Origin of the sequence: Serratia fonticola, from assembly GCF_001006005.1 — a bacterium.
GTDB lineage: Bacteria > Pseudomonadota > Gammaproteobacteria > Enterobacterales > Enterobacteriaceae > Chania > Chania fonticola.
Window position 1 is genome coordinate 1,609,230 of record NZ_CP011254.1, and the last position, 12,767, is coordinate 1,621,996.

A 12,767-nucleotide genomic window follows, 5' to 3' on the forward strand; every position below is an offset into this window, starting at 1 on the left:
AAAATGTGGTACTAGACCATTCTGGAATATAGCGATAACAGACAAAAAAAAGCCTCCAAAACGGAGGCTCCAGATTGATGACCAAGTGCCAATGCGGCTGAACTTGTAGAGGCGAGCATGTTCGCCCGTAGGAGCGCCTTATATACCGCGCCCGCTTAGCAGCATCAGGGGCAGATTAGTACAGCTTTTTCGCCGTTTCCAACCAGTCACCTTTGAACGGACGCTTCATGTTCTCGATCGCGTCAACGATGTCGTGGTGCACCATCTTCTCGTTCTGGATCCCTACGCAGCGGCCACCGTAACCTTGCAGCAGCAGGTCGATGGAGTACGCGCCCATGCGGGAAGCCAGAATACGGTCGTAGGCAACCGGTGAACCACCACGCTGGATGTGGCCCAATACGGTAGCACGGGTTTCACGCTTGGTTTCCTGCTCGATATGGCGTGCCAGTTCGTCGATATCACAGATATGCTCGGTGATCGCCACGATGGCGTGCTTTTTACCTTTGGCGATACCGGCTTTGATTTCGTCAACCAGATCGTCACGGCTGAATTCGATTTCCGGCAGGACGATAAATTCACAACCACCGGCAATGGCCGCCGCCAGGGTCAGGTCGCCACAGTAACGCCCCATCACTTCTACGATAGAGATACGTTGGTGTGATGAAGAGGTGTCGCGCAGGCGGTCAATCGCTTCCACCACGGTTTCCAACGCGGTGAAGTAACCGATGGTGTAGTCGGTGCCTGCAACGTCGTTATCGATGGTGCCAGGCAAACCGATGCAAGGGAAACCCTCTTCAGTCAGGCGCTTCGCCCCCATGTAGGAGCCGTCACCGCCGATGACCACCAGCGCATCAATGCCGCGGTTTTTCAGGTTTTCAATCGCCTTGGCGCGCACGCTGTCATCCCTGAACTCTGGAAAACGCGCAGAACCCAGGAAGGTGCCGCCGCGATTGATCATGTCAGACACGCTATAGCGGTCTAATTGCTCCATGCGATCTTCGTACAAACCAAGGTAGCCATCGTAAATACCAAATACTTCCAGACCTTCTGTGAGCGCGGCACGCACAACGCCACGAATGGCAGCGTTCATACCTGGGGCGTCACCGCCACTTGTCAGTACACCGATTTTCTTGATCATGACTACCTCTGAACTGTAGATGCAATTTCTTAAGAATTCTGTATTCGCCGACTCACCGGGTATCTCTCCAACGGCGCAAAACCAGCTTTACGGCTTTTATTGCTGGATATTATAACAAAAACACCCAGCTGAATTGATTCAGGTCACGCAACATCAAGGAAAAAACTTCACATGGCACGGCGTGCTAACACCGTGATTTCTCAATCCACCCAACATTGACCTACGTCTGTTGATTATAGTTCCCAATGCCCCTGTCGGCCCTGAGGAACAACAGAACAGGGATCCTGGTGAATAATCACATCGGCCCCAGGGAAACGATGCAACAATGCCTGCTCCACCTGTTCTGCCAGAATATGCGCCTGCATCAACGGCAGGTTGTCTTCCATTTCCAGATGCAACTGGATAAACCGCGTTGGCCCGGACTGCCGCGTACGCAGATCGTGCGCACCTTTCACACCCGGCCAAGACGATACCACATCGATAATTGCCTGACGCTCTTCATCCGGCAAGGCGCGATCCAGCAGGGACTGCACCGCCTCGTACCCCATACGCAGCGCGCTATAGAGAATATAGACCCCAATACCCAGGGCAAACAGCGCATCCGCACGGTGAAATCCATACCAGCTTAGCCCAAGTGCTATCAAAATAGCACCATTCATCATCACATCTGACTGATAATGCAGCATATCGGCCCGTACCGCCTGGCTACGCGTTTTTCTGACTACCCAGCGCTGATAGGTCACCAGGATGAGAGTGCTAATCAACGCAATGATAGTTACAGCTATCCCAATACCCGGCGAATTCAGGGGCTGCGGGGAATACAGATGCTGGAAGCCGGTCAAGAACAGGAACAGGGCAGAACCGGAGATAAACATGCTTTGCGCCAGCGCCGCCAGCGACTCAGCCTTGCCGTGACCGAACGTATGCTCTTCATCAGCCGGCTGCAACGAGTAGCGCACCACCAGCAGGTTGGTTAACGATGCGGCAATATCCACCAACGAATCCACCAACGCCGCCAACAGGCTGACCGAACCGGTGAGATACCAGGCAACGATCTTGATCAACAGTAGAACGGAGGCCATTCCGGTGGCGGCTAAAGCAGCGGACTGCACCAGCCGCGCGTATTGCTGTTCCATAAAAAACCCCAACCAAAGTTTATGGGCTTCAGTATAACGGAATGCGGGGTAAAAAAAGTCCCGCCATCATTACGGGATGCTTGTCAGTTAAGCAAAAAAATCTGGCAAAATGTGCAGTAATGTCGCTGTCCCTAGATAAGTATTCATAAATTATCCAGGTTTGAAGGCGCGTCCACATAGTGTCCACACTCAATGGTTTTTAAAAATCCGAAACCTTTTAGAAAAAAATTAATTCATTGTTTTTTAAGTATATTTATTTTATCGAAATGAAAAAAAACCCCCTCATCATGAGGGGGAAGACAGGGATGGTGTCTATGGCAAGGAAAAACAGGGGATTACTCAGTCATACTCAACTTCTGGGCAGAAGTTTGCTGCAAACCAGAAATCTGTTGCTTCATCAGCTGCACACGCTGCTGATGTTTCTGGTCTAAAACACTTTTTTGCTCTGGCGTCAGCAGGTTATACATTTGGTTGCGTACCCGGGCCATTTCGACCTGGCGCTTAACCTGTTCCTGAGCCATTTTTTCCGCCTGGGCCTGCACGGCGGCTTCATCAAATTTATCTGCGGTGACCAGCTTATGCATGGTTTCCACTTCGTCTACATTAACACCAGGCAAATCGTAACGGGCCTGGCGCATCAAATCGCGCATTTGCTGGCGTTGCTGTTCGGTCAAGCGAACGCCGTCGAACATGTGATTCTGGCCAAGCGCTCTCAACAGTGCATCATTAGCAGGAGGTTGGACAGTTTCCGGTGTAGTATCAGCAGCAAAGGCAGCGGTAGAACCTATTGCCAAAATTGATGCCATAACTACTGCGGTCACCTTAACCATTTTTACTCCTCGAGCTTTCTCACTTTGCGAATCAACGAGGAGCAGTGTATCGCTGCACCTGCAAACATGCGTCAGGGCATGTAAAACTACGTAAAGTCATGGAATAGCAACAGTTGATGACGTATTTTGCGTCAGGAGGTAAATCACATATGCACAAAATTCTGTTAGTTGACGACGACCGCGAGCTCACCTCGCTACTGAAAGAACTGCTTGAAATGGAAGGCTTTAACATCGTCGTGGCTCACGACGGTGAACAGGCGTTGTCGTTACTGGACAGCTCCATCGATCTGCTGTTGCTCGATATTATGATGCCGAAGAAAAACGGTATCGATACGCTGAAAGAATTGCGTCAACACCACCAGACGCCGGTGATCATGCTAACCGCTCGCGGCAGCGAATTAGACCGGGTACTTGGCCTTGAACTCGGTGCGGACGACTACCTGGCAAAACCCTTTAACGATCGCGAACTGGTTGCCCGCATCCGGGCCATTCTGCGCCGTTCCAACTGGAGCGAACAGCAGCAGAATGTGGATACCAGCGCACCTACGCTGGACGTTGACGGCCTGCAGTTGAATCCCGGCCGCCAGGAAGCCAGCTTCGACGGGCAAGTGCTGGATCTGACGGGCACCGAATTTACCCTGCTCTATCTGCTGGCACAGCATCTCGGCCAGGTAGTTTCCCGTGAACTCCTCAGCCAGGAAGTGCTGGGCAAACGCCTGACGCCGTTCGATCGCGCCATTGATATGCATATCTCCAACCTGCGGCGCAAACTGCCGGACCGCAAAGATGGGCATCCTTGGTTCAAAACCCTGCGCGGACGGGGCTATCTGATGGTATCTGCAGCATGATCAACAGCTTGACGGCACGCATCTTCGCCATTTTCTGGTTCACATTGGCCCTGGTGCTGATGTTGGTGTTGATGGTGCCCAAACTCGACTCCCGCCAAATGACCACGCTGCTGGAAAGCGAACAGCGGCAGGGGTTGATGCTGGAACAGCATGTCGAAGCCGAACTGCAAAACGATCCGGCCAACGACCTGATGTGGTGGCGCCGCCTGTTCCGCGCCATCGAAAAATGGGCACCGCCGGGCCAGCGCCTGTTGTTGGTGACCAGCGAAGGGCGAGTGATCGGCGCGCAGCGCAACGAAATGCAGATCGTGCGCAACTTTATCGGCCAGTCGGACAACTCCGACCAACCGCAAAAGAAAAAATATGGCCGCGTCGAGCTGGTTGGCCCGTTCTCGGTGCGCGATGGTGAAGACAACTATCAGCTGTACCTGATCCGCCCGGCCAACAGTTCGCAGTCCGATTTTATCAACCTGATGTTCGACCGGCCGCTGCTGCTGCTGATCGTCACCATGTTAATCAGCGCCCCGCTGTTGCTGTGGCTGGCCTGGAGCCTGGCCAAACCGGCGCGTAAGTTGAAAAACGCCGCCGATGATGTAGCACGTGGCAACCTTAAGCAACACCCTGAGCTGGAAGCCGGGCCGCAGGAATTCCTTGCCACCGGGGCCAGCTTCAACCAGATGATCAGCGCGCTCGAAAGGATGATGACGGCCCAGCAACGGCTGATCTCCGATATCTCCCACGAATTGCGCACCCCGTTAACGCGTCTACAGCTGGCAACCGCCCTGATGCGCCGCCGCCACGGTGAAGGCCATGAACTGGCGCGTATCGAAACCGAAGCCCAACGGCTGGATTCGATGATTAACGATCTGCTGTTGCTATCCCGTGGCCAACAGAAAAGCGAGCTGGTGCGCGAACTGCTGAAGGCCAACGAACTGTGGGCCGACGTGCTGGACAACGCCAGTTTCGAAGCCGAACAGATGGGCAAGCAGCTGGAGGTCACCTCCCCTCCAGGCCCATGGACGATTTACGGCAACGCAGGTGCCCTGGACAGTGCGCTGGAGAATATTGTGCGTAATGCCCTGCGTTATTCCAATACGCGCATCGCGGTGGCATTCAGCGCCGATAATCAGGGGATCACCATCGTGGTGGACGATGATGGCCCAGGCGTCAGCCCGGAAGATCGTGAGCAGATTTTCCGGCCGTTCTACCGCACCGATGAAGCACGCGATCGCCAATCCGGCGGCACCGGGTTGGGTTTGGCCATCGTCGAATCCGCCGTCAATCAGCATCGCGGCTGGGTGAAAGCGGAAGACAGCCCGCTGGGTGGCCTGCGTCTGGTGTTGTGGTTGCCACTGCATCAGCGTTAATCGCCAGCACCCAAAGATTTTGCTATTCTGCGCCCCTCGTCATGAGGGGCTTTTTACATGCTGAATATCGTTTTATTTGAACCTGAAATTCCGCCGAACACCGGCAACATCATTCGCCTGTGCGCCAACACCGGTTTCCAACTGCATCTGATCGAACCTATGGGCTTCCCGTGGGACGACAAACGCCTGCGCCGTGCCGGGTTGGATTATCATGAATTTGCCTGCATCAAGCGCCATGCCGACTATGCCGCCTTCCTCGCCAGCGAAAATCCACAGCGGCTGTTTGCCCTTACCACCAAAGGCACACCAGCACACAGCGCTGTCAGCTATCAGGCTGGCGACTATCTGCTGTTTGGCCCGGAAACCCGTGGCCTGCCCGCCAGCATTCTGGATGCCTTGCCCGCACAGCAGAAGATCCGTATTCCCATGCAGGCCCAAAGCCGCAGCATGAACTTGTCCAACGCCGTCTCGGTGGTGGTTTACGAAGCCTGGCGCCAACTGGGTTATGCGGGCGCACTGCTTAAAGAGTAACCCCTATTGGGCGATCGCCTGCCAGCCAGACATCGCCCCATCGCCGCCCTGCCAAATTTGTGATCGTCAACACCCGCACCCGCTGAATTTTGCCATGCTCTCCCGGCAACCGGCAGCCAACCGAAGGTTCCTTCCCTGCTGTCTCTTTAGACTCCCTGTTCATCCGTGGTCTCTGCGCTCTACGTCACCACGCCAACAACAACAAGGATAACAAGATGAACAACGCCATTCTGCTAGGGATACTCTGGCACCTGGTCGGGGCGGCCAGTGCGGCCTGCTTCTACGCGCCATTCAAACAGGTCAAAAACTGGTCTTGGGAAACCATGTGGTCGATCGGCGGTTTCGTTTCCTGGCTGATCCTGCCATGGGCCATCAGCTATATGCTGCTGCCGGATTTTTGGCAGTATTACGGCTCATTCAGCGCTGCCACCCTGCTGCCGGTGTTCCTGTTCGGCGCCATGTGGGGGATCGGTAATATCAACTATGGCCTGACCATGCGCTATCTCGGGATGTCGATGGGGATTGGTATCGCCATCGGCATCACGTTGATCATAGGCACATTGATGACGCCACTGTTACAGGGCCGCTTCGAACTTCTGTTCGGCACCGCCGGTGGTCGTATGTCGCTTATGGGCGTGTTTGTTGCGCTGATCGGCGTGGTGATCGTCAGCTACGCGGGCCTGCTGAAAGAGCGGGCCATGGGTATCCGCGCCGAGGAGTTCAACCTCAAGAAAGGGCTGACGCTGGCGGTGATGTGCGGCATTTTCTCTGCCGGGATGTCCTTCGCCATGGACGCGGCCAAACCGATGCATGAAGCCGCCGGAGCACTGGGCATCGATCCGCTGTACGTTGCTTTGCCAAGCTATGTGGTGATTATGGGCGGCGGTGCGTTGATCAACCTGGGCTATTGCCTGATCCGCCTGGCTACCCTGAAGAATATCTCGGTGAAAGCCGATTTCTCACTACCGAAAAAACTGCTGGTCGCCAACGTGCTGCTCTCAATGCTCGGCGGTCTGATGTGGTATCTGCAATTCTTCTTCTACGCCTGGGGCCACGCCAAGATCCCGGCACAATACGACTACATGAGCTGGATGTTGCACATGAGCTTCTACGTACTGTGCGGCGGTATCGTCGGGCTACTGCTGAAAGAGTGGAAATGCGGGACCAGAAAGCCGGTGGCGGTACTGTGTCTCGGTTGCCTGGTGATCATCCTGGCTGCCAACATCGTTGGCCTGGGCATGGCCTCTTGAACGCTGAACTATCACGATCCCCTAGGCGATAAACCGTTGGCGATACTCGCGCGGGGTCATTCCGGCCTCGCGCGTGAACACCACGGAAAAGTAGTTACTGTCCTCAAATCCGCATCGGGCGGCAATATCGCTGATGCGGTATTCGCTGCGGCGTAGCAGACGCTTAGCCTGGCATAAACGGATCTGGCGCAGATAGTGGTTGATGGTCATGCCGGTTTGCTGGCGGAACAGCAGCTTCAGCGCCCGCTCGGTCAACTGATGCTGCTGGCAAAATGCCGGCAGATCAAAGTCGCCGTCGATGCCGCTTTGCAACGCCGCCATCAACAAGTCCAACTGTTCCCCGTCCGGCAACATGTGCACGCAATCCACCGCATAGCGATAGCGTTTGAGCACGATCGCCAACTGTAGCAGTAAGGCTTCGGTCAACTGGATAGAGAGCGAATCGGTTTTACGGCTCTCCTGCGAAAGCTGGGCGATAATCGGCCGGGCCTGTGCCATACCTTGGGTAGAGAGCCGCCAGTAGCGCTCGCTGGAGGTATCAAACGGCGGCAGCAGGCTTTCCCACTGGGCATTCAACCGCAGGCGATCCGGGCAATAGATGATGTTATCCAGCACCAGATCGTGTACCGACTCGTAGCTGTGGCAATCGCTGGCACGGATATAAAAAATATCCCCGCAGGTGATCCGGTAAGGGCGATCGTTCAGCACGTGTAGGCCATTGCCACGCCAAACGATCACAATCTCGCAAAACTGGTGAGTATGCGTGGCAAATCCCATCTGGGGATAGCGCTCCGCCACGGCCACCGGCATCTGTACAGAGGGCAGATAATCGCGGCTCTCTAACAGTAATGTCTCCCTCATCTCACACCCTTCCTATTTGGCACGACTGGGCATTATTGCCGAACCCACGGCGAGGAAAATTGACGCAGTCGTGATTTTCGCGTCGCTAGCGCATGCCACGTAGCGCACGGGGTGGGCAGGTAAACTCACGCTTGAACAGGGTCGAAAAATGGTTGCTGTCGCCGAACCCGCAGCGAAAAGCGATATCGGTGATACTGCTATCGCTGTGGCACAGCATGTGGCGCGCCTGTAGCAAACGCAGGTGGGTCAGATAGCGCTGTGGTGTCATATTGGTGTGCTGTTTCAGTTGCCGGTGCAGCGTCCGCAGCGGGATGGCAAAGCGATCGGCCAGCTCGGACCATTCGATCGATTCAGCATAGTGGCCCTGGAGCCAGTCCAACAGCTGATGCAAACGCCCCTCCTGATCGTCCCCCTGCCGGGCCAGACAGCCCTGCCACAGCTGCACCAACAGCTGCATAAATACGCTTTCATGCAGCGCAATCTCTTCTGGCCGCTCACCTGCAGGTGCCGCCGCGAGCTGCGCAATCAACCCCTTGACCTGTTGCAGCACCTGCTGGCTGATGCGCCAATGGGCCGGGTAGACGCCATCGGCCTCGCGCGGCAGGAACTGCTCCACGCCGGAGACAAAGCGGAAGGCGTCCGGCGCCCGGAACAGAATATTGGTCAGGATCAGGCCGTCGGTCTGTTCAAACAGGTGGCGATCGTGATCGCGCACAAAACAGACGCAACCGCTGTTAAGGGTATAGGGGTTGCCATTAAATACATGCACCCCCGCCCCCTGTTCGACAATCACAATTTCGTAAAAATCATGATGATGTTCTGGAAAAGCCTGCTGCGGCTCGCGGGGTTCGATCACCACGGGCGCGCTGCAGGAAGGGAAAAAATCACTACTGTGCAATAGGTTCATCTTGCCCCCCGGAGCTTTGGCGCGGCGGGATTACCGCGCAACGTCGGTAATCGATAGTAAGAGAAGCGTCCGGTAACAAACCTTAAGGTTTTGACCGAAAAGCACGCTAAAGCTGCGCGTTTTTTAAGAAAGCCGTAGCAATGTTGAGAAATGCGTACAAGGTCACAACCGGGCGAAAACCGGCCCGAGTCGTAAACTGTGAGCTACTTCACCTTTACCTTTGCCATTTTGCCAATCCCCCTCTGGCGTTGGCAGTGGCGAGAAGGCCCGGGCAGCGGCAACTTCCTACACTGCTCGCATCAAGCAATCACGGGCTTTCTCTCATGACTATTCGCAATACTGTCGCCATCGACCTTGGAGCCTCCAGTGGACGTGTGATGCTGGCGAGCTATCAACCAGAGCAGCAACAACTCAAGCTGCGTGAAGTCAGCCGCTTCACCAACCGTTTGCAGCACCGGGCAGGGCAAGACTGCTGGGATCTGGATGCGCTGGAAGGCAACATCCGTCAGGCGCTGGCGCAGCTTGATGCAGAAGGCATTCGCCTCGATAGCATCGGCATCGATACCTGGGGCGTGGATTTTGTGCTGTTGGATGCCCAAGGTGAGCGGGTCGGCCAGGCCGTTTCCTACCGTGATGCCCGCACCCAGGGGCTGATGGCAACCGCCCAGCAGGATTTGGGCCGCAGCAATATCTATCAACGCACCGGCATTCAATTCCTGCCTTTCAATACGTTGTACCAACTGCGTGCCCTGCGCGAACAGCAGCCAGAACTGGTAGATCGCGTGGCTCACCTGCTGCTGATCCCGGATTACCTGCACTTTCGCCTGACGGGGGAGCTGAACTGGGAATACACCAATGCCAGCACTACCCAGCTGCTGAATATTGAAAGCGATCAATGGGATGAGGAACTGTTGGCCTGGGCCGGGGTACCTGCCAGCTGGTTTGGCAAACCGACACCTCCAGGCAACCGTGTGGGCTATTGGACCAGCGCCAGTGGTCAGCAGATCCCGGTGATTGCCGTGGCAACGCACGACACCGCCAGCGCAGTTCTTGCTACGCCATTGCAAGATGCCAATGCCGCCTATCTCAGCTCCGGCACCTGGTCGCTGATGGGCATCGAAAGCCCAATCCCGGTGGTTCACCCGGCATCATTAGCGGCCAATATCACCAATGAGGGCGGCGCAACGGGCTATCGGGTGCTGAAAAACATCATGGGCCTGTGGCTGCTGCAACGCGCCACTCAGGAATTGAACATCAGCGATCTGCCTGCCCTGATCGCTCAGGCGGCCCAACAGCCAGCCTGCCGTTCATTGGTTAACCCCAATGACGATCGCTTTATCAACCCGGCCAACATGTGCCAAACCATTCAGGACAGCTGCCGCGAACGCGGGATGCCGGTGCCGGAAACCGCAGCCCAACTGGTGCGTTGCATCTTCGACAGCCTCGCCATGCTCTACCGCCAGGTCGCACAGGAGTTGGCGACGATGCACGGCCGCCCGCTCAGCCATCTGCATATCGTCGGCGGCGGTAGCCAGAACCATTTTCTTAATCAGCTGTGTGCCGATGCCTGCGGGCTGGCCATCAGCGCCGGGCCAATCGAAGCCTCAACCCTGGGCAACGTCGGCTGCCAGTTGATGGCCTTGGACGCCGTCAGCGACATTGGGCAATTCCGCCGCATCGTGGCACAGAACTTCCCACTACAACACTTTACCCCTCGCGACAATCCAGACTTTGCCGCCCACTGGTCGCAATTTCAGTCGTTGAGTCAATTACCTAAGGAACTTTGCATATGAAAAGCTCGATCGATCAAGCTTGGGAACTGGCAAAACAGCGCTTTGCTGCCGTTGGCGTGGACGTTGAAGCCGCGATTAGCGCAATGGAAACCCTGCCAGTGTCGATGCACTGCTGGCAAGGAGATGACGTGGCCGGGTTCGAAAATCCGGAAGGCTCCCTGACCGGCGGCATTCAGGCCACCGGCAACTACCCGGGCAAAGCACGCAACGCCAAAGAGCTGCGGGCCGATCTGGAACAGGCTCTGGCGCTGATCCCTGGCCCAAAACGCCTGAACCTGCACGCGATCTATCTGGAGTCTGATACGCCAGTCGCCCGTAACAAAATTGAACCACGCCATTTTAAAAACTGGGTGGAGTGGGCCAAACAGCACCAGTTGGGGCTGGATTTCAACCCGTCATGCTTCTCGCACCCGCTGAGCGCCGACGGTTTTACGCTGTCACATGCCAACCCGGAAATCCGTCAGTTCTGGATTGAACATTGCCAGGCCAGCCGCCGCGTCTCGGCCTATTTTGGCGAACAGCTCGGTACGCCTTCGGTGATGAACATCTGGATCCCGGACGGTATGAAAGATACGCCGATCGATCGCCTGGCACCGCGCCAGCGTCTATTAAGCGCGCTGGACGAAGTGATTAGCGAAAAACTCGACCCGGCACACCATATCGACGCGGTGGAAAGCAAGCTGTTCGGGATTGGCGCAGAGAGCTACACCGTGGGTTCCAATGAGTTTTATCTCGGCTATGCCACCAGCCGCCAGACCGCACTCTGTCTGGATGCGGGCCACTTCCATCCAACCGAAGTGATCTCCGACAAGATCTCCAGCGCCATGCTGTATGTACCACGCCTGCTGCTGCACGTTAGCCGCCCGGTACGCTGGGACAGTGACCACGTAGTGCTGCTGGACGACGAAACACAAGCCATCGCCGGTGAGATCGTGCGCAACAACCTGTTCAACCGCGTACACATCGGCCTGGACTTCTTCGACGCCTCCATCAACCGCATCGCCGCCTGGGTGATCGGCACCCGCAACATGAAGAAAGCCCTGCTGCGTGCGCTGCTGGAGCCGACCGAGATGCTGCGCAAGATCGAAGAGAGCGGCGATTACACTGCCCGCCTGGCCTTGCTGGAAGAGCAAAAATGCCTGCCATGGCAAGCCGTGTGGGAAACCTACTGCCAGCGTAACGATGTCCCGGCTGATGCCAGCTGGCTCAACAACGTACGCAACTACGAACAACAGATCCTCAGCCAACGTTAAGGGTAGCGCAATGCAACAGATAGTTTCTTCCTGGTTCGTCCAGGGCATGATCAAAGCCACCAGCGACATGTGGCTCAAAGGCTGGGATGAGCGCAACGGCGGCAACGTCAGCCTGCGGCTTTTGGCGGAAGATGTTGAACCTTTCCGTAGCGACTTCGTGGCCGAGCCGCGCTGCGTAGAGCTGACGCAACCGGCAACCGAGCTGGCCAACTGCTGGTTCCTGGTCACCGGTTCAGGCAAGTTCTTCCGCAACGTGCAGTTGGCACCGCAAGAGAATCTGGTGCTGTTACAACTGAACCACAACGGCACCGCCTACCACATCCACTGGGGGCTTTCGCAGGGAGGTTTTCCTACCTCGGAACTGGCGGCTCATTTCCAGTCGCACATCGTGCGTATGAACGTCACCTCTGGCCGTGATCGCGTCATCATGCACTGCCATGCCACCAACCTGATCGCTCTGAGCTTTGTGCAGGAACTGGACAACGCCAGCTTCACCCGCCTGCTGTGGGAAGGCAGCACAGAGTGCCTGGTGGTGTTCCCAGACGGCATCGGCATCGTGCCCTGGATGGTGCCAGGTACTGACGGTATCGGCACCCAGACCGCCGAACAGATGCAGGAACACAGCCTGGTACTATGGCCATTCCACGGCATTTTCGGTTCTGGGCCAACGTTGGACGACGCTTTCGGCCTGATCGACACCGCAGAAAAATCGGCCGAGATCATGGTGAAAGTGCTGTCGATGGGGGGCAAGAAGCAAACCATTTCCGGTAGCCAACTGACGGCACTGGCCAAGCGTTTCGGCGTAACGCCACTGGCCGCCGCGCTCAAGGATTGAGACATCGGTGCCCTGCGT

At 56.2% G+C, this 12,767-nt stretch carries 12 protein-coding genes; 7 read left to right on the forward strand and 5 right to left on the reverse strand.

What is annotated here, in order from left to right:
- Window positions 1-175: 175 nt before the first annotated feature.
- From pfkA to cpxP, 3 genes are all read right to left on the reverse strand, one after another.
- A complete protein-coding gene (gene pfkA / locus WN53_RS07110) occupies window positions 176-1,138 on the reverse strand; it encodes a 6-phosphofructokinase (protein ID WP_021181876.1) in 963 nt (320 codons plus the stop codon).
- A 233-nt stretch (window positions 1,139-1,371) separates the two neighbouring features.
- On the reverse strand, window positions 1,372-2,274 hold the full coding sequence (gene fieF, locus WN53_RS07115) for a CDF family cation-efflux transporter FieF (protein ID WP_024482886.1): 903 nt from the start codon (window positions 2,272-2,274) through the stop codon (window positions 1,372-1,374).
- Between the two features lie 335 nt (window positions 2,275-2,609).
- Window positions 2,610-3,104 carry a cell-envelope stress modulator CpxP gene (cpxP, locus tag WN53_RS07120; RefSeq protein ID WP_024482887.1) on the reverse strand — a complete coding sequence of 165 codons (495 nt, stop codon included), beginning with the start codon at window positions 3,102-3,104 and terminating at the stop codon, window positions 2,610-2,612.
- 149 nt (window positions 3,105-3,253) lie between these two features.
- Between cpxP and cpxR the strand changes: the two genes are divergently transcribed.
- The 4 genes from cpxR (at window position 3,254) to rhaT (ending at window position 7,100) form a co-directional block, all read left to right on the forward strand.
- Window positions 3,254-3,952, forward strand: a complete 699-nt coding sequence (gene cpxR / locus WN53_RS07125; RefSeq protein WP_021181873.1) for an envelope stress response regulator transcription factor CpxR — start codon at window positions 3,254-3,256, stop codon at window positions 3,950-3,952.
- Window positions 3,949-5,319, forward strand: coding sequence for an envelope stress sensor histidine kinase CpxA (gene cpxA / locus WN53_RS07130; RefSeq protein ID WP_024482888.1), 1,371 nt, complete (start codon window positions 3,949-3,951; stop codon window positions 5,317-5,319). Before cpxR ends, cpxA begins: the two co-directional genes overlap by 4 nt.
- 57 nt (window positions 5,320-5,376) lie before the next feature.
- Complete coding sequence (trmL, locus tag WN53_RS07135) at window positions 5,377-5,850, forward strand: tRNA (uridine(34)/cytosine(34)/5-carboxymethylaminomethyluridine(34)-2'-O)-methyltransferase TrmL (protein ID WP_021807233.1); 474 nt, start codon at window positions 5,377-5,379, stop codon at window positions 5,848-5,850.
- A 215-nt stretch (window positions 5,851-6,065) separates the two neighbouring features.
- A complete protein-coding gene (gene rhaT / locus WN53_RS07140) occupies window positions 6,066-7,100 on the forward strand; it encodes an L-rhamnose/proton symporter RhaT (protein WP_024482889.1) in 1,035 nt (344 codons plus the stop codon).
- Between the two features lie 21 nt (window positions 7,101-7,121).
- Here the strand turns inward: rhaT and rhaR are convergent, their stop codons facing one another.
- Window positions 7,122-7,961 carry an HTH-type transcriptional activator RhaR gene (rhaR, locus tag WN53_RS07145; RefSeq protein ID WP_037411283.1) on the reverse strand — a complete coding sequence of 280 codons (840 nt, stop codon included), beginning with the start codon at window positions 7,959-7,961 and terminating at the stop codon, window positions 7,122-7,124.
- 85 nt (window positions 7,962-8,046) lie between these two features.
- Window positions 8,047-8,868, reverse strand: a complete 822-nt coding sequence (gene rhaS / locus WN53_RS07150; protein WP_024482890.1) for an HTH-type transcriptional activator RhaS — start codon at window positions 8,866-8,868, stop codon at window positions 8,047-8,049.
- Window positions 8,869-9,245: 377 nt separating this feature from the next.
- On the opposite strand from rhaS, the gene rhaB reads away from it, so the two are divergent.
- From rhaB to rhaD, 3 genes are read left to right on the forward strand one after another with little or no spacing between them, the layout of a single operon-like run.
- Window positions 9,246-10,661: a rhamnulokinase gene (rhaB, locus tag WN53_RS07155; RefSeq protein WP_024482891.1), complete on the forward strand. Its 1,416-nt coding sequence runs from the start codon at window positions 9,246-9,248 to the stop codon at window positions 10,659-10,661.
- Window positions 10,658-11,914: an L-rhamnose isomerase gene (locus WN53_RS07160; RefSeq protein WP_024482892.1), complete on the forward strand. Its 1,257-nt coding sequence runs from the start codon at window positions 10,658-10,660 to the stop codon at window positions 11,912-11,914. The genes rhaB and WN53_RS07160 overlap by 4 nt, the downstream gene beginning before the upstream one ends.
- A 10-nt stretch (window positions 11,915-11,924) precedes the next feature.
- Window positions 11,925-12,749 carry a rhamnulose-1-phosphate aldolase gene (rhaD, locus tag WN53_RS07165; protein WP_024482893.1) on the forward strand — a complete coding sequence of 275 codons (825 nt, stop codon included), beginning with the start codon at window positions 11,925-11,927 and terminating at the stop codon, window positions 12,747-12,749.
- Window positions 12,750-12,767: the final 18 nt, after the last annotated feature.